General features: G+C 72.2%; 16 protein-coding genes. 8 read left to right on the forward strand and 8 right to left on the reverse strand.

Features of this window, described 5'->3' with window-relative positions; all coding sequences use genetic code 11:
* Positions 1–109: 109 nt before the first annotated feature.
* Positions 110–1777, forward strand: a complete 1668-nt coding sequence (locus AB0K82_RS19810) for an MFS transporter (protein ID WP_364398739.1) — start codon at positions 110–112, stop codon at positions 1775–1777.
* Between the two features lie 12 nt (positions 1778–1789).
* Here AB0K82_RS19810 and AB0K82_RS19815 read toward each other — a convergent pair whose 3' ends face one another.
* Entirely contained in the window at positions 1790–2404 is a 615-nt protein-coding gene (locus tag AB0K82_RS19815) for a DUF1707 domain-containing protein (protein WP_364398740.1), read from the reverse strand.
* 70 nt (positions 2405–2474) lie between these two features.
* On the opposite strand from AB0K82_RS19815, the gene AB0K82_RS19820 reads away from it, so the two are divergent.
* Positions 2475–3188, forward strand: a complete 714-nt coding sequence (locus AB0K82_RS19820; RefSeq protein ID WP_364398741.1) for a L,D-transpeptidase family protein — start codon at positions 2475–2477, stop codon at positions 3186–3188.
* A gap of 312 nt (positions 3189–3500) precedes the next feature.
* Positions 3501–4262: an arylamine N-acetyltransferase gene (locus tag AB0K82_RS19825; RefSeq protein ID WP_364398743.1), complete on the forward strand. Its 762-nt coding sequence runs from the start codon at positions 3501–3503 to the stop codon at positions 4260–4262.
* Here AB0K82_RS19825 and AB0K82_RS19830 read toward each other — a convergent pair.
* The gene (locus tag AB0K82_RS19830; protein ID WP_364398744.1) at positions 4249–4716 is read right to left on the reverse strand and encodes an SRPBCC family protein; all 468 of its coding nucleotides are present in this window, start codon (positions 4714–4716) and stop codon (positions 4249–4251) included. The genes AB0K82_RS19825 and AB0K82_RS19830 overlap by 14 nt on opposite strands.
* Positions 4717–4937: 221 nt before the next feature.
* On the opposite strand from AB0K82_RS19830, the gene AB0K82_RS19835 reads away from it, so the two are divergent.
* The gene (locus AB0K82_RS19835; protein ID WP_364398745.1) at positions 4938–6593 is read left to right on the forward strand and encodes a carboxylesterase family protein; all 1656 of its coding nucleotides are present in this window, start codon (positions 4938–4940) and stop codon (positions 6591–6593) included.
* A gap of 87 nt (positions 6594–6680) precedes the next feature.
* Here the strand turns inward: AB0K82_RS19835 and rodA are convergent, their stop codons facing one another.
* The 4 genes from rodA to AB0K82_RS19855 form a co-directional block, all read right to left on the reverse strand.
* Positions 6681–7859 (reverse strand): rod shape-determining protein RodA, encoded by a 1179-nt coding sequence (gene rodA / locus AB0K82_RS19840; protein ID WP_364398746.1) that lies wholly within the window; start codon positions 7857–7859, stop codon positions 6681–6683.
* 186 nt (positions 7860–8045) lie between these two features.
* A complete protein-coding gene (locus tag AB0K82_RS19845) occupies positions 8046–8630 on the reverse strand; it encodes a carbonic anhydrase (RefSeq protein WP_364398748.1) in 585 nt (194 codons plus the stop codon).
* A 90-nt stretch (positions 8631–8720) separates the two neighbouring features.
* Positions 8721–9122, reverse strand: a complete 402-nt coding sequence (locus tag AB0K82_RS19850) for a hypothetical protein (protein ID WP_364398750.1) — start codon at positions 9120–9122, stop codon at positions 8721–8723.
* A gap of 265 nt (positions 9123–9387) precedes the next feature.
* On the reverse strand, positions 9388–10065 hold the full coding sequence (locus tag AB0K82_RS19855; RefSeq protein WP_364398752.1) for a DUF2231 domain-containing protein: 678 nt from the start codon (positions 10063–10065) through the stop codon (positions 9388–9390).
* A 201-nt stretch (positions 10066–10266) separates the two neighbouring features.
* Between AB0K82_RS19855 and AB0K82_RS19860 the strand changes: the two genes are divergently transcribed.
* The 3 genes from AB0K82_RS19860 (at position 10267) to AB0K82_RS19870 (ending at position 13051) form a co-directional block, all read left to right on the forward strand.
* Positions 10267–10956 (forward strand): phosphatase PAP2 family protein, encoded by a 690-nt coding sequence (locus AB0K82_RS19860; protein ID WP_364398754.1) that lies wholly within the window; start codon positions 10267–10269, stop codon positions 10954–10956.
* Positions 10957–11026: 70 nt separating this feature from the next.
* On the forward strand, positions 11027–11809 hold the full coding sequence (locus AB0K82_RS19865) for a phosphatase PAP2 family protein (RefSeq protein WP_364398755.1): 783 nt from the start codon (positions 11027–11029) through the stop codon (positions 11807–11809).
* Between the two features lie 201 nt (positions 11810–12010).
* A complete protein-coding gene (locus AB0K82_RS19870) occupies positions 12011–13051 on the forward strand; it encodes a hypothetical protein (protein WP_364398757.1) in 1041 nt (346 codons plus the stop codon).
* On the opposite strand, the gene AB0K82_RS19875 is transcribed toward AB0K82_RS19870, so the two are convergent.
* Positions 12958–13395, reverse strand: coding sequence for a hypothetical protein (locus AB0K82_RS19875; protein ID WP_364398759.1), 438 nt, complete (start codon positions 13393–13395; stop codon positions 12958–12960). The two genes, AB0K82_RS19870 and AB0K82_RS19875, sit on opposite strands and share 94 nt — an antisense overlap.
* 410 nt (positions 13396–13805) lie before the next feature.
* Here AB0K82_RS19875 and AB0K82_RS19880 point away from each other — a divergent pair, with 410 nt between their 5' ends.
* Positions 13806–14456: a hypothetical protein gene (locus tag AB0K82_RS19880; RefSeq protein ID WP_364398760.1), complete on the forward strand. Its 651-nt coding sequence runs from the start codon at positions 13806–13808 to the stop codon at positions 14454–14456.
* On the opposite strand, the gene AB0K82_RS19885 is transcribed toward AB0K82_RS19880, so the two are convergent.
* Complete coding sequence (locus AB0K82_RS19885) at positions 14453–17221, reverse strand: alpha-amylase family glycosyl hydrolase (protein WP_364398762.1); 2769 nt, start codon at positions 17219–17221, stop codon at positions 14453–14455. The two genes, AB0K82_RS19880 and AB0K82_RS19885, sit on opposite strands and share 4 nt — an antisense overlap.
* Positions 17222–17283 lie beyond the last annotated feature (62 nt).

The following is a 17283-nucleotide window of genomic DNA, read 5'->3' on the forward strand; positions in this document are numbered from 1 at the left end:
CGATACCGGGCGGTCGGCGCGGAAGGACAACGCGATATGTCTTGACCGCTCTCGGCATACGCGATATATCTCCTCTCTAAGAACGAGTAATTACGTCTAAGGAGAGGTCATGACCGCGACCGACGAGTCCCGGGTGGGCGTCGGCATCTCGGGGGTGTACCGCTGGCGGTGGGTCGCCCTGTTCGTCATTCTCGCCGCCGAGGTCATGGACATGTTGGACGCCATGATCACGAGTATCGCGGCGCCGTCGATCCGCGCCGATCTCGGCGGTAGCGCGAGCACCGTGCAGTGGCTGGGCGCCGCCTACACACTGGCGATGTCGATCGGCCTGATCACCGGCGGGCGGCTGGGCGACGTCGTCGGCCGCAAACGGATGTTCGTGATCGGCGCGCTGGGCTTCACGGCCGGCTCGCTGCTGTGCGCGCTGGCGCAGTCGCCCGAGAGCCTGATCGCCTTCCGCGGCCTGCAGGGGCTCTTCGGCGCGGTCATGCTCCCCCAGGGCCTCGGCATGATCAAGGAGATGTTCTCCGAGCAGGAGATGGGCAAGGCGTTCGGGATGTTCGGGCCGGTGATGGGGCTGTCCTCGGTCGGCGGCCCGCTCCTCGCCGGCTGGCTCATCGACGCCGACCTCTTCGGCACCGGCTGGCGGATGATCTTCCTCATCAACCTGCCGCTCGGGCTCCTGGCCGTGCTCGGCGGGCTGCGCTTCCTGCCCGCCTCCCGGTCACCGCAGGTGGCCAGACTCGACCTCGCCGGCGTGGTGCTGGCCGCGGTCGCCTCCCTGCTGATGATCTATCCGCTGGTGCAGGGCCGCGAGCTCGGCTGGCCGGCCTGGACGTTCGTGATGATCGCCGCCGGGGTCGCCGTCTTCGGGCTCTTCGGCTGGTACGAGGCCCGCACCAAGCGCGCGGGCGGTGACCCGCTGGTCGTGCCGAGCCTGTTCCACAAGCGCGGCTTCACGGGCGGGCTGATCGTCGGGACGGTGTTCTTCTCCGGCATGGCCGGGTTCTCCCTCGTCTTCAGCCTCTTCCTGCAGATCGGCCTCGGGTACTCCCCGCTGCGGGCCGGGCTGTCGACGGTGCCCTGGTCGGTCGGAGTGATCATCGGTTTCGGCGTCGCCCAGGCGGTGCAGAAGTTCGGCCGCAAGGTGATCCACGGCGGGACGCTGGTGATGGCCCTCGGCGTCGCGGCCGTCGTCCTCACCCTGCACCTGGCCGGTACGGGGGTCGGCCCCTGGCAGTTCGTCCCCGCGCTGACCCTCACCGGCATCGGCATGGGCCTGCTGATGGCGCCGTTCTTCGACACCGTGCTGGCGGGCGTCGAACCGCACGAGACCGGTTCGGCGTCCGGCACGCTCACCGCCGTGCAGCAGTTCGGCAGCGCCCTCGGCGTGGCGGTCCTCGGCACCATCTTCTTCGGAGTCCTCGGCGGCCAGGTCGCGTCCGCAACGGACACGACGGCGCCCAAGGCGTTCGCCGCGGCCGGGGTGTCCGGACCGGCGCGGGACCGGCTCGTCGCCGGGCTGCGCGACTGCGGCCACGACCGGGCGGTGGCCAAGGACGCCGAGGCCGTCCCCGCGTCCTGCGTCCGGGCCGAGGGAGAGGTGCGCGCGGCGGGCGCCACGGCGCAGCGTGCGGCCGCCGACGTCGGCCGCACGGCGCTGAAGAGCGGGTTCGTCGAGACGATGAAGATCACGCTGTGGGTCGAGGTGGGCCTGCTCGGCCTGACCTTCCTCGCGGCGTTCCTGCTGCCGAGGCACGCCCGCGACCCGGAGTGAGACCTCAGGCGATCAGCCCTCGAGCTTCCGGCGCCGCAACTCGGCGTCGGAGGCTCTGCGCTGGACGCCGACCCCGCCCCAGAACGCGAAACCGGTGATGATGATCTTCGGCGCGCCCGCGGCGCCCACGCCGCTCGCACGGTGATCGAAGCCGCCCATGATGCCGATGCCGTTCACGTGCACCTCGGCGTCCTCGGGCACCAGGATCTCCATGCCGCCCATGACGGCGAACGCCCGGATGGTCACCACGGGCGCCTCGAACTTCGCCTCCCGCAGGTCGAGCTGCCCACCGCCCCAGAACGCCACGGCGGTGAACTCCTCGGGGACCACCCACACGCCCTTGCGCTGGAACCCGCTCATGATCCCGAACGCCGTACGGGAGCCGGGAGTCCCGCCGAACCGGTCGCCGCGCGGCGCCGCGGCCGGCCGGGTCGCGGGTTCGGGCAGGTCACGGGTGATGGGCTCCAGGTCGCCGTACGTCTTGGCGGCGTAGACTGCCGTGAGGCGTTCGTCGAGCTCCTCGAGGCCGAGCCGGCCCTCGCCCGCCGCCTCACGAAGGATCGCCGCGACCTGGTCGCGCTCGGCATCGGAGATGCGCAACTCGCGCCGCTCCGGAAGATTCGTCATGACGCCACCCTAGATCGCCCGCATTTCGGTGCGTAGGGTTTGTGGTCGGCAAACACGCTGGGGGTTTCACATGAGACCGCACCGAACCGCCCTTCTCGCGTCACTCGCCCTCGCCGGCGGAGCGATGTTCACCGGCCTGGCGCCCGCCGCGCAGGGCCAGACCTTCGACCCGTGCTCCGCCGCGAACCAGGGCAAGCTGCGATATCCGACGGGGTCGGCGTCGCACGTGGTGTTCGCGATCTCCTCTTCGTACGACTCGAACCACGTGGTGGTCACCGAGTGCGCGAAGCAGGGCAAGTCCTGGAAGAAGGTCAGCGTCACCACGGGACGCGCGGGGACCGCCGCCTTCGCCCGGCCGGGCGCGAAGCGCGAGGGCGACGGCAAGACGCCGACCGGCTCCTTCACGCTCACCGAGGCGTTCGGCATCGGCAACCCGGGCACCAAACTGAAGTACCGCACGCTGCGCGACAGCGGCGACTGCTGGGGCGCGACGCCGGGCAAGAGCCACTACAACGAGTACTACTCCGGCACCTGCCGCTCGACCGACGAGAACCTGTCGGCCATCGCGCAGCGGGGCCCGTACCGCCAGGTCGTCGTGATCAACTACAACCGGCCGAACGCCAAGTCCGGACTGGGTTCGGCGATCTTCTTCCATGTCGGCGGGATCAACCCGACCGCCGGTTGTGTGTCGATCAGGGAGCCGGAGCTGCGCGCCGTCATGCGCACCCTCGTGCCGAACGACCGCATGATCATGGGCCCGCGGAGCGCGCTCTTCCACTCCTAGGGCGTCTTGTCGCCGGCTGGGTAGATGTCGGTGGAAGAGGACGGGCGACCCCGGTGTGTGATCTGTGGAGGTCGTCCGTTTTCTCCTTGGGTGGTCGTGTGGGGTCGTGCCGGATGCTCGGGAAAGCCCTACCCGTGGTGCCGATATGAGGGGCTTTGCCGCCGTTCTGAACCGCGGTCACCGAGCATTCGGTACGCCGTGGGCGGCGGACCGGAGCCGTCCCGAGCGCCGGCTCAGCCGACCAGGGCGTACGACCCGGCGTACGACCCATGACCGATGGTCCGGTGCGGCGCCCGCGTGGGTGAATGAGGCATGGACGAAATCCGGGTGAAGGCATACCTTTCCCGCATCGGCGCGGACCTGCCCGCGCGCCCCGACGATGAGGCCCTCCGTGACCTGCATCTGCGCCACCTGCTCGCGGTGCCGTTCGAGAACCTCAGCATCCATCTGGGCGAGGACATCGTCCTCGACGAGGACGCTTTGGTCGCCAAGATCGTCGACCGGCGGCGGGGCGGGTTCTGTTTCGAGCTGAACGGGGCGTTCGGGGCCCTGCTGTCGGCGCTGGGTTACGACGTGACATACCTCAACGCCCGCGTCCACGCCGACGACGGCCCGAGCATCCCGTACGGGCATCTGGCGCTGCGGGTCGGTCCGTGGCTGGTCGACGTCGGCTTCGGCAGCCACATCCACCACCCGCTGCGGATCGACGAGCGCGGCGACCAGAAGGACCCCGGAGGGATCTTCCGGGTCGTCGAGACCTCCGAAGGCGACCTCGACGTGCTGAAGGACGGGCGGCCGGTCTACCGCCTGGAGACCCGCCCGCGCAGGCTGCGGGACTTCGTCACCGGCTGCTGGTGGCACCGGACGTCCCCGGAGTCCCACTTCACCCGGTCCCTCGTGTGCTCGCTGCTCACCGAGACCGGTCGGATCACGCTGAACGGCCGCACCCTCATCCGTACGGTCGACGGCGAGCGACGCGAGGAGGAACTGAGCGACGACGCGGAGGTGCTCGCCGCCTACCGCGCCCACTTCGGCGTCGAGCTGGACCGGGTCCCCGAGGTCAGGACGCCCTGAGCCCACGTTCGGCGGCCCGTACGAGACGGCGGGTCAGCGAGCGGAGCAACAGCAGCAGCGCCCGCTGGACGACAGGGCCCGTGCCGGGGATCAGCTCGGTGAAGGCGCCCCGCCACACGACGTCCGTGCCGCCGCCGTCGCGGGCCTCGAACGTCACCTCGGCCCGGTAGTCCCGTAGCGGGGCCGGCGTGCGCAGGGCGTATCCGTGCAGCCGGTCCTGCTCGAAGGCGACCGTCTCCTCGCGGACGACGATCGGCCACAGGCCGAGGCGGCGGATCGCGCCGATCCCGCCGGGCGGTGGGTCACCCTGCCGCTCCCACGACGACCGGGGCGCGAGGGTCCCGGCCCACTCCGACCAGCGGCCGCCGTCCGCGGCCAGCCGGAACAACGTCGCCGGGGCGGCGCTGCTGTGCGCGGTGACCGTGACCGAGAACCTGCGTCCGTCGCCTGCCATGCCGACCTCCCGGGCGTCGCCCCCACGATCTCGCACCACGGCCCCCTTGGGAATGGTCACCGTCACCGTGACGAGCGGCGAGTACGGAGCGAGCAAAACGGGAGTGCGCACGGGTAAGCGCGGCCCGCCGTCCCTTTGCAGGCCTGCCGCTGACCGAGGCGGTGCGCGACTGTCAGCGACCGGTAGGCGCTCGGTCAGCGCCTCCGCCGAGGCTTCCGGACATGACGAAACGACGGATCTTTCGGAACACCGTACGGATCGGGGCCACGGCGTCCGTCGGCCTCCTGGCGGCGGGGCTGGCGGCGGCGCCGGCCCTGGCCGAGACGGATGCGGCGGACGGGCGGCTGGTCAGGACGGCCTCGGGCCCGGTCCTGGGCAGCGTGGGCGGCGACGTGCGAGAGTTCAACGGAGTCCCGTACGCCGCGCCGCCGGTCGGCTCACTGCGGTGGACGGCGCCCCGGCCCGTGACCCCCTGGTCCGGCCCCCGGGACGCGACGAAGCCCGGACCCGTGTGCGCGCAGTCCCCGTACAACAAGCCGGTGGGCAGCACGGTCAGCGAGGACTGCCTCACCGTCAACGTCACGACGCCGCGCGACGCGTCGGCGGCGCGCAAGAAGCCCGTGATGGTGTTCCTGCACGGCGGTGACCTGACCACCGGCTCCGGAAGCCAGTTCGAGCCGCGCCGGATGGCCGCGCAGGGCGACGTCGTGGTGGTCACGGTGAACTACCGGCTCGGGATCTTCGGGTTCTTCGGGCACGCCGGGCTCCCCGGCTCTGGCACGTTCGGGCTGCAGGACCAGCAGGCGGCACTGCGCTGGGTCCGGCGGAACGCCGCGGCGTTCGGCGGAGACGCGGGCAACGTCACCCTGTTCGGCCAGTCGGCGGGGGCGATCAGCACCTGCGGGCAGTTGACCTCCCCGGGAGCGAAGGGCCTGTACGACAAGGTCGTCATCCAGAGCGCGAGCTGCGGCAGCTACACCCCGACCCTCATGCTCGGGCAGCCGGCGCCCGCGTCGACCGCCGCGACCAAGTGGAAGCCGCTCGCGGAGGTCGACGCGCAGGGCGGTGCGCTGGCCGAGGAACTGGGCTGCGCGGACGCGGCGGAGGCGATCGCCTGCCTGCGCGCGCTGCCCACCGACCGTCTCCTGCCGCACACCGAGGAGTTCTCCAGCGGGGCGTACGGCACGCCGACCCTGCCGCAGAACCCCGAGGCGGCCATCCGCGCCGGGCGGTTCAACCGGGTCCCTGCCATCATCGGGCACACCCGGGACGAGGGCCGCATGGTCGCCGCCTCCCTCGTGAACCCCGCATACGGCGGAACGCCGATGACCGAGCAGCGGTACGTCCAGCTCACCGACCAGGCGTACGGGGCGCGGGCGGCCGACGTGCGCCGGCACTACCCGTCGTCCGCCTACGCGACGGCCGGCGAACAGTGGGCGCCCGCCCTGGCCTGGGCGGCGATCGAGACGGATCGCACCACGGTCTGCCCGGTCCTGCGGGACGCGGACGCGCTCGCGCGCCGGACCTCGGTGCACGCGTACGAGTTCGCCGACCCGAACGCGCCGACCTGGACGCAGTTCCCCGCGGGATTCCCGGCCGGCGCGTCGCACATCTCGGACCTGACCTACCTGTTCGACGTCAACCGGCCGGACGGCACGCCGGTGACCCTCGACGCCGACCAGCGCGCGCTCGCGGAGAAGATGATCGCCTACTGGACCGGCTTCGCCCACAACGGTGCGCCGACCGCCGACGGCGCCCCCGCCTGGGCGGCGTACGCCTCGGGGACCCGGCACGTCCAGACGCTGGCGCCGACCCGGATCGGCTCGGTCGACGACGCCACCGAGCACCAGTGCGCCTTCTGGAACACCGCCGAGTAGGCGCCCCGGTGCGAGTAGGCGCCCCGGTGCGAGTAGGCGACTCGGTGAACGGTCCCGGCGGTGACGCCGGGGCCGTTCTGGCGTTGGTCAGCTGAAGGGGTGTTGGCGCACGTAGACGGCCTCCAGCAGGCCGAGGGCGATCATGTTGGCGAGCGTCGCCGAGCCGCCGTAGGAGATGTACGGCAGCGGGACCCCGGTGATCGGCATGATGCCGATCGTCATGCCGATGTTCTCGAACGTCTGGAACGCCAGCCACGACACGACCCCGGTCGCCACGAGCATGCCGAAGCCGTTGGGGCACTGCGCGGCGATGCGCAGGCCCCGCCACAGCACCACGCCGACGAGCACGACGATCAGCGCGGAGCCGAGGAAGCCGAGCTCCTCGCCGGCGACCGTGAAGATGAAGTCGGTGTGCTGCTCGGGGACGAAGTGGCCGCCGGTCTGCTGCCCGCGGAACAACCCCTGACCGGCCAGCCCGCCGGAGCCGACCGCGATCCGGGCCTGGGCCGCGTTGTACCCCGCGCCCCTCGGGTCGGCCGCGGGATCGGCGAAGGCGATGAACCGGTTGATCTGGTACTGCTTCAGCAGGTGGAACTGCCAGGCGGCGATCGCGCCGCCCACGCCGCCGGTGACCATGGCCACCAGCCAGCGCTTGGGCGCGCCGGAGATGGCCACCATCGCCAGGACGACGACGGAGAGGACCATGGTGGTGCCGAGGTCCGGCTGCATCATGATCAGGCCCGCGACCACCCCGGCGAGGACGAGCGCGGCCACGATGTCGCGGGTGTCCGGGGCGGTCTGGGCGTCCCGTGGCTCGCCGAGCAGCACCGCGAGCACCACGACCAGGCCCACTTTGGCGAACTCCGCGGGCTGGAGCTGGAAGCCGCCGCCCAGCTCGATCCAGGAGTGGTGGCCCTTGATCGTCGAGCCGAGCGGGGTGAGCACGAGGATCAGGCCCACGCAGGACGCGCCGTAGACGATCGACGCGTACGCGCGGACGAGCCGGTAGTCCAGCGCCGTGACGAGCGCGGCGAGACCGAGGCCGATCGCCACCGTCAGCAGGTGCTTCTTGAGGAAGACCTGCGGGTCCTGGCCGGTGTTCAGCAGGGCCGGCCGGGTCGCCGACCATACGAGGAGCGTCCCGATCAGCGTCAGCATCACGACGGCGCTCAGCAGGACCCAGTCCAGCCGGCGCAGCGGTGACTCGTGGCCGGACCAGCGACGTAGCAGCGAACGCCGCCGCGCCGTCCGTACCGTGTCGTGCATCCCGAGCATGGCACCCCCCAACCCGCCCCCCGACGGGTCCTGACCGTCCGCGTCCGGGTCCGCGGCGGCGGCCGTGGACCCGGACGGCAGACCGATCACATGACGTCGCGTGATCGATCAGTCACTCTGTGAGCATACTCGTGAGCAGCGGAAAGGGTCCTCAGGCGAGGGGGCGGCGCCGGGACGCTACAACGGCACGAACGCGCCGGTGTCCGGGCGGTACCTCCAGACCGCGCCCGTCTCGACGTCGTAGAACCAGCCGTGCAGCCGCAGCGTGCCGGCCGCCAGGCGCCGGGCCATCCACGGATAGCGGCGGAGCTTGTCGAGCTGGGCGACGAGGTGCGACCGGCCGGGATCCTCCTGCTCCTGAGCGCGGATCCCGCGCCACCGATGCGTGTGCAGCAGCCAGAACCGCGTGGTCGGAGCGTGGCGGAGCGCGCTGCCGCCCGTACGGGCGCGGACCGCGCCGCATCGGGTGTGGCCGCACACGATGAGGTCCGCGATGCCGAGGATCACCACGGCGTACTCCAGGGTCGCCGCCTCGGCGGTCAGCCGCCCCACCCGGTGGGGCGGGATGACGTTGCCCGCCGTGCGCAGCTCGAACAGGTCTCCGGGCGCGGAGCCGGTGAGCAGCGAGGGGACGACCCGGGCGTCGGAGCAGGAGACGAAGACGGCCTGGGGCGTGCGGTCCGGCCGCGGCGGGGAGAGCCGCCCCCGGTGGGTCGCGACCTGCTGATGAAAGCTGCGGGCATGGTCGATCAATGACTGCATGGGACAAGTCCTTCGCGCTGAAGACGGGTGAGGCGGACCGGTGCTCCCGTACGCGCGGCACTCCTGCTCCGCGTACGGGCGGGCCGCGGATCAGCAGCGGAGGACCTGCAGCCGGGCGGCTTCGGGGTGCGCGCGGTGCCGCGCCGAGCGCGCGGGCCGGCGGGGCGTCGTCGAGCGCGGGTCCGCGCCCGTCCAGGTCGGCTGCCCGGCGCATCCGCGCAGGAGCTGGGCGCCCGGGCCGGAGGGCGGCGCGGGCGCCCGGTGCAGGACGGCGTCGCAGTGCCCCCACGGCACGGGACGGCCGCCGTCGCCCGGATCGGGGCGCAGCCGGTCCGTCGACCGGGCGGCCGGGCACGGGTCCGCCTCCGGGTGATCGGCCTGGATGGACGCCAGCACGGCCGCCGAGTGCGCGCCATGCGGGGCGGCGCCGTGCACGAGGAGGACGACGGTGACGGTCAGCGCCCACAGGATGACGGCGGCCGCGCGTGCCATCCGGAGCGCACCGTCCTCCACTCGCCGCCCCCAGGCCAACCCGACTCCAATCGACTACCAAGAGTGCTCAATCAATGACTCTATGTTGCCACTGGCGACGGGTCTACACGTGTGGGGAGGCAGAGGTGGCGACGCCGCCACCCACGTCATGGCGCGGCCTCGTCGCGCGAACGGGTCAGGGACCGAGCCGTGTCCGGATCGGCTCGGTCCCTGACGTCTTCACTCGGGAGGGTCTCGGTGCGGGCCGGGGCGGCCCGGACTCCGCTCAGCCGCCCTCGTGCCAGGTCATCTCGGCGCCGAGGTGACCGGTCCGCACCACCCAGATCGCCGAGACGACCGCGGCCACGACGGCGAGGGCGGCCACCACGGTGCCGAGGGCCGGACCGGCGAGGAGACCCTCCGTGGTGGCGAGCGCGCGGTACCGCGCGAGGATGACGAGGACGACCAGGAGGACGACGAGGGCGAGCACGAGCAGGCGTAGTTGCGAGCCCAGTTCGGCGTGCCGGTCGAGGAGGTCGCCCTCTCCGCCGCCGCCCCGGCGCGGGGCGCCGCCCGGACGGCCGCCCGGGGCGCCGCCGGGGCGCGGCTGCCTCATCCGCTGCATCCGCTCGTCCCGCAGTTTCTCGCCGGCGCCGGCGGTGAGGATGGTCGCCGCCATCGTCACGATGCCGAAGACGCCCGCCGCCAGGCCGTACCGGACCCGCCATACGGGGCGTACGGCCAGGGCGATGACGACGCCCGCCAGAATGGGCACGAGCACCACCGGGACGTGCAGGAACAGCGCGTGCGCGGGCAGACCGAAGAGCTTGGACAGCTCGAACGGGGCCACCGCGACGGCGACCACCACGGTCGCCACCAGGAGAAGGACCGAGGGGTCCGAGGGGAAGAACCGCCGTGTTGGCGGCTTCGTCGGGCTGTCGGATCCGGTCAGGGCCGTAGTCATGGCCCGAAGTTATGAGAGGTGCCGTTGTGATGGCTGTGAGAAGGCTATGAATCGCTGCTGAAAGTCCCCTCGGGCTCCGCTCCGTGTCGCCGATCACTTACCTGATGTGTCGCGTCTGGCGCGCAGCGTGGCGAACACGGCGCTAACGTGTCCTGATCGTGAAATCGCGGTGAACCCCGCGGTGGGCTGGAAGGGCAGGACGTGGCGAGTCGGGCGAAGATCATCGGAGGGGTACTGCTGCTGGCCGTCCTGGCGGTGCTGGGCATGGCCGCCAAGACCGCCGCGCTGACCAGCGCGGACCTCCGCGTCGACGAGCATCTCGTGACCCTGCGGAACCCCGCCCTCACCCTCGTCGCCAAGGCCGCGACCTTGGTCGCGCAGTCTGCGGTCGGCGTCGTCGTCGCGGTCGTCGTGCCGGTGGTCCTGTGGTTCACGCGGCGCCGTCGTGACGCGCTGCTGACCGCCTGCCTGATGATCGGCGCACTGGCGATCGCGTTCGTCCTGAAGACCCTGGTCGCCGAGCACCGCCCGCCGCGGCGGCTGTGGGTGATCCCGCCGGACAACGCGATGAGCTTCCCGAGCGGGCACGCCACCGTCGCCGCCGCGGTCGCCCTCATCGTCGGCATGCTCGTACGCGGGCGCCTGCGGCCGCTCGCGATGACGGTCGGCGTGCTGTTCGCCGGCGTCGTGGCGTTCGCCCGCATGTACCTCGGCGTGCACTACCTGCTCGACGTGGTCGGCGGCTGCCTCGCCGCGGTGAGCGCGGCGCTCCTGGTCTCGGGGTTCCTGGACCTGCCGCGCATCCGCAGCGGGCTGGAGGACGTGGGAACCCCCGCCGCCGGCCGGCACCACGCCGGTCGTTCGCATCGGACGCCCACCGGGCGGCGCTGACGCCGCCGCGGGCGTTCCTCGGGGAGGCGGCGGCGCGATAGGGCGCGGGGTCAGGGGGTAGGGCTGCGGCATGTGGCGACAACGTGCGCGAAGGTGGACCTACCGGCGGTTCAGCCCGGACGGGCGTCTCGGGCTGAGACTGACCCTGGCCGGCGCCGCCGTCTTCCTCATCGTCGTGCCGTTCGTCGTCCTGCTGGCGCTCGTCGACGTCCACTGGGCGCCGTTGCGGCACCTGGACGACACCGCCACGACGCACACCCACGGCTTCGTCCTGCGGCACCGGGCGCTGGTCGGTCCGTTGCGGGCCACCGCGTACGTCTTCCATCCCTGGGTGTTCCGGACGATCCTCCTCGTGCTCGCGGCGTGGCTCCTCTACCGGGGCGCGCGGCGACTCGCCCTGTGGGCGGCGACGAACGTGCTGGTGGCCGGGGTGGTGAGCGCGACGCTCAAGACGGCGGTCGGCCGGACGCGTCCCGTACTGCCCAGTCCGATCGCGCACTCCGGCGGAGGGTCGTTCCCGTCGGGGCACGCGCTGATGACGGTGGTGGGCACCGCGACGATCGTGCTGGTGCTGCTCCCGCTCCTGCGGCGGGCCTGGCGGGCGGTCGCGTGGGCGGCCGCCGCCGTGCTCAGCGTGGTGTCCGGGCTGTTCCGGGTGCTGCTGGGCGTGCACTACCTCAGCGACGTCATCGCCGGGTGGATCCTCGGCACCGCCATCGTGCTGGCCACCACGGCGGCGTTCGAGGCGTGGCGGCGCGGTGGGGGCCGTCGCCCGGCGGACCCGCTCCGCGAGGGCACCGAGCCCGAGTCGGGGGCGCGGATCGCCGGTGAGGGCCACGCCCGCTCCGCCTGACCCGAGCGCACCGGCCTGAGGGCGGCCTCTCGCGCGTGTCGACGGCCAGGGGCGCGGCGTGGGCCGCTTGTTTCCCTGCCGCTGACGGTGCCGTGACCCGGATCGGCCGTCTCGCCCGGGGGCCGCGCGCAAGCATGGTGCGGACACGTCGTCTCGCCGTACGTCCGTCCGTGCGGCCTGCCCGCGGGGAGCCCGAGCACCATGAAGCCGAGGACGCGACCGCGCCCGTGGGCCGCGGTGATCGCCGCCGCGGCCCTGCCGGTGTGCTGCGTGCCGGCTCCGGTGTTCGCCGCCGTGGCCCTGCCGGCCCCGGGCAGGTACCTCCCGACGCCGATCCCGCCCGTCCGGCTCTCCGGCATCACGGCGGTCTCCGCCGGAGACGACTTCGCGCTGGCGCTCCGTACGGACGGCACGGTCGTCGGCTGGGGTGCCGACCGGTTCGGCCAGTCCAGCCTCGCGCGTCGGCTCAGGGGAATCACCGCGATCTCCGCCGGCCGCGACTTCGGTATCGCGTTGCGCACCGACGGCACGGTCGTGGGCTGGGGGAACAACGAGCACGGCAAGGCGAGCCCGCCGCGCTGGCTGACCGGCGTCCGGTCGATCTCGGCCGGTGCCGAATGGGCCCTCGCGGTGCGGTGGGACGGCACCGTCGTCGGCTGGGGCGACGACCGGTTCCGCGAGGTCAGCTCGGCCCGCCGGCTCTCCGGGATCATCCTCGCGTCGGCCAGCGACCGCTTCGGCATCGCGCTGCGCACCGACGGCAGGGTCGTCGGCTGGGGGAACGACGAGTTCCGGAAATCGAGACCCCCGCGCTGGCTCTCGGGGGTGCGGGACGTGTCCACTGGTGGCATCTTCGCCCTGGCCCTCCGCTGGGACGGCACGCTGGTGGGCTGGGGGGCCGACGATTTCCGCCAGGTCAGCATCGCCAACCGGATCTCCGGTCTCCGGCAGGTCTCCGGCGGCGATCGTTTCGTCGCCGCGCTCCGGTGGGACGGGACCGCCTTCGGCTGGGGGCGGAACGAGTTCGGCCAGGCAAGGCCACCGCGCTGGGCGCGTGGCATCATCCAGCTCTCCGCGGGCAACGACTTCGTGGTCGCCGTGCGGACCGACGGGACGGTCCTCGAGTGGGGGAACGTCGGCGGACCTGGTCAGCCCGCCGAAGTCGGCTCCGGCAGCACGGGCGCGGCCGGGGGCGCGGGCGGAGCGAGCGGCGACGGCGGCAGCGGCAGCGGCGGAGACTGACGGCGGGCGATCCGGGGCGCCAGCGCTCCGACCCCCAGCGCCGCCGCCGTGCCGGCCACGGCGCTGAACCACCACACCACGGCCGGCCCGGCCGCCGCGTACACGCCGGTGCCCACCGACAGGGCCGCGAACCGGGCGATGCCCCAGGTCCACTGGAACGCGCCCTGGTACCGGCCGCGGGCGTACTCCGGGGCCAGGCCCGCCACGATCGCGCCGGGGACGCCGCCGACCGTCGCCTCGCCGACCGACCAGAGCACGACGGTCCCCGCGTACGCCCAGGGGCCGTGGGCCACTCCCGTCAGGGCGATGCCGACCGCCACCAGCACGCTGCCCGCGACGTACACCGGGATCTGCCGGAACCGGGCCAGGACGTGCAGCGCGACGGGCGCCTCGACCTGCCGGCCGGCGAGCGCGTTCCGCCACCGGCGCCCTCATCCGCACTGCCCGTCACACCCGCGTATTTCACCGAGCCCCGGCAGCGCATCGTGGTGGCCAACGCCATGGTCGGCCGGTCGGTGGCGGCTCAGGCGTACACGATGTTGCTCGGCAGGCGGCTGGAGAAGAAACTCCGGATGGAGCTGGGAATCAGCTACAGCCCGGCGGCGTCGTACGACGTGCGGGACGCGACGTCGCCCATGTCACGGCGTTCGCCGACGGCCTGCCGGAGAACCACGCCGAACTGGTCTCCGCCTTCGTCTTCCATTTCCGGCTCACCGCGGAAGAGGCCGCGTCCGGCCAGGAGATCACCGACATCGTGGACCGGCTCCGTACCGCCAGACACGACTCACCGTCCGGCACCGCTTACGGCAACGCGCGGCGCGAGCTGTTCGGCGGCGAGCCGATCAGCGACCGCGACCTCGAGGCGAGCCTGGCCGCCGTGAGCCCCGAGGCCGTCCGGGAGGTGGGTGCCGAGGCGTTCCGGTCCGCCCTCCTGATGGCGCCCGGCCGGGAACTGCCGGGCGCCCGGTTCCATCCGGCACCGTGGACTTCGGCCGACGCGGTCGATGGGCAGGTCCTGCGCAGCGCCGACGCGCCGGTCGACGGTGAGCGTCTCGTCATCGGCCCGGCGGGCGTCAGCCTGGTCCAGAGCGCCTCCCGCCGCGTGACGGTGCGGTTCCCCGAGTGCGAGGCGATGCTCGCCTGGCCGGACGGCGCGCGGCGGCTGATCGGCCGGGACGGCTTCTCGCTGCTGATCGAGCCGACGCTCTGGATCGGCGGCTCGTCCCTCGCCGCGCGTCTCGACGAGGCGGTTCCGGCCGATCGGATCGTGCCGCGCCCGCGGCGGTCCCCCGACCGCATCCCCAAGCCCAAGGCGAGCCGTTACCAGCGGGTCCGTGCGCGCCTGACGCGCGACCGGGCGGGGGTCGCCCCCACTCGGCGTACGAGTGGGGGCGACGCGGGTTAGGAGACCTTCTCGACCGACGGGACGTGCGTGACCTGGTTCCAGGTGAACCGGTACTTCGTGCCGTCCGCCGGGACGCTGAGCTTGAGGTTCTCACCGCCGGCGGCACCGCCCGCGCCGTAGTTCTCGGTCCACGAGTCGTTGATGGCGATCTTCCATTCGTAGTCGCCGGCCGGCAGCGTGAAGGTGCCGTGCCACTGGCCGTCGGTCGTGTCGAACGCCAGCCGGCTGGCCGCGCAGGCCGGGTCCCAGTCGCCGCCGCAACCGACCTCCGACTGCAGCGAACCGGCGAGCGTCACGTGGTCGCGAGCGGGCTTGGGCTCGGCGGTGGTCACCGTGATCGGGGTGCCGGTGACCGGCCGCGCGCCGCGCTCGAGCAGGGTGGCGCGGTACCGGACCCGCGTGCCCAGCGGCAGCTTCGACACGTCATCGGTGACGGTGTACGCCGGGGAGGAGGTGTCCGTGCCCAGGTTCTCCCAGGCCCCGCCGCCGACGCTGCGCTCGAACCTCACCGACTGCGTCGCGCGCTCGGGGTCGACGTTCGCCTGGACGGTGACCGGGTCGATGTTCGTGACGGTCCCGCCGTCCTTCGGGGCGGTCACGGTCACCGCCGGCGCCGGCACGGCCGTCGACCGCTCCTGGCTCCAGCGGGTGTGACCGGCGTTGTCGAGCACGACCGCCCGGTAGCGCAGCGGGGTGCCGGTCCGGTACCCGCTCGTGTCGTGGAACACCTGGTACGGAGCGGAGTCGTCGGTGCCGATCGGCTGCCACGGGCCGTTGCCGACCTTGACCTGGAAGGTGACCTCGTTGAACGAGGACCCGGCGACGTTCGCGGCGACGTGCATGCGCCCGTGCGATGCCTCCGCCGGCGTGGGCGCGTCGAGCGTGATGGCCGGGGCGGCCTTGGCCGCGGGGACCCGGCCGTCGGCGAGGTACACCACCGCGGACAGGGCGGGCACGGTCACCCGCAGGGTCCGGTCGCCGTTGCTGCGCAGCGTCGCCGCGCCCGTGCCGTACACCTTCGTGAAGCCGCCGTCGGCGACGTACGTGGGGATCGCGGCCGACTGCGCCGTCGTGCCGTTGTTCAGCGCGACGACGTACTCCCGCTGCGAAGTGCGGTCCATCCGGGAGAACGCGAAGACGCCGGGTCCGTCGGAGGCGTACCGGACCTGCTCGGCGCCGTTCCGCAGGGCGGGGTGCCGCTTGGTGACCGCCGCGAGCTCGCTGATCGTCCGGTAGAGCGGGTGGCTCGTGTCGTAGTTGTCGACCGCGTGCGTCGAGGTGGTCCCGAGCAGGTCGTCCTTGAGGTACTCCGGCACCTTGCTGGCGAACATCGTCTGCCGGGCCAGCTGGTCCCCGCCCGTGCCGGTGAAGCCCTGCTCGTCGCCGTAGTAGACGACCGGGTTGCCGCGCGAGAAGTACATCAGCTCGTGCGCGAGCCGGTCCCGTGCCACCAGCTCGGCGTCCTTCGCGCCCGGGTTGTCGCTGGTCAGGAAGTAGCCGATGCGTCCCATGTCGTGGTTGCCGAGGAACGTCGGCAGCTCGTAGACGTTGGAGTCCGCGTCGGTGTACCAGTCGTCATTCTGGAAGAACCGTGCCAGCGCCGCGTTGCCCAGGCCGCGGGACGCGAAGTCGCGCGCGGCGTCCTGGAAGGGGAAGTCCAGCACCGCCTGCATCTTGTCGTGCGTCGTGTAGTGCGAGGTGAGGCTCTTCGCGGCGTCGTCGCTGCCGTCGAGGGCCACCTCGCCGAACATGAAGAAGTCCGGCTTGCCGTGCGCCCGCGCGTACTTCACGATGCCCGGCCCGAACGTCTGCCAGAACTCGTCGTTGACGTGCTTCATCGTGTCGATGCGGAAGCCGTCGATGCCGAAGTCCTTGATCCACGTCTCGTAGACGTCCATGAACCCGCGGACGACGCGCGGGTTCTCGGTCATCAGGTCGTCGAGCCCGTAGAAGTCGCCGTACTGCGCGTCCTCGCCGGTGAAGGTCGTGTTGCCGCGGTTGTGGTATAGCGTGACGTCGTTGAGCCAGTCCGGCACCTTGAGGTGCTTCTCGCTGTCGTCGAGCACCGGGGTGTACGGGAAGGACGTGTTCGGGTCGAGCTTGGGGAAGGTCGAGGTGCCCGCGTAGTCCCGGTCGTCGAACGGCTTCCCGTCGGCCGTGCGGTACGGCTGCTGATCCTTGGAGACGTACGCGGTGCGCGCCCCCTGCTTGTAGCCGATGACGTCGGCGGTGTGGTTGGTGATGATGTCGAAGTAGACCTTCATGCCCCGCTGGTGCGCGGCCTTGACCAGCGCCGACAGGTCGGCGTTCGTGCCGAGGTGCGGGTCGATCTGCGTGAAGTCGGTGATCCAGTAGCCGTGGTAGCCCGCGGAGGGGCCGTCCTCGAGCTGCACCGCCTTGTTCTTGAAGCTGGGGGTGAGCCAGATGGAGTTGGTCCCGAGTCCCTGGATGTAGTCCAGCTTCGCGGTGATGCCCTTCAGGTCACCGCCGTTGTAGAAGCCCTTGTTCGTGGGGTCGAACCCGGAGACCAGCGGGTCGTTCCCCAGGCCGCCGGTGTCGTTGGCCGGGTCGCCGTTCTTGAACCGGTCGGCCATCACGAAGTAGAAGTTCTCGTTCGTCACCGGCCCGCGGAGCGAGTGCAGCGCACCACTCCGATGGCTGGGGGAGGAGGCGGGTGCGGCGTTCGCCGGCAGGGCCGTCGACCACGCCGCGACGCCGAGCGTGGCCGCGGTGGCGGCGAGGGCGGTACGTACCGAGTTGCGCATCGATGCGGACTCCTGGCTCGTGGGTGCCAAGACCGTAATTCACCGAAACGCCCGGAGAAAAG

It is taken from the genome of Actinoallomurus sp. NPDC052274 (assembly GCF_040679475.1).
Classification (GTDB): domain Bacteria; phylum Actinomycetota; class Actinomycetes; order Streptosporangiales; family Streptosporangiaceae; genus Actinoallomurus; species Actinoallomurus liliacearum.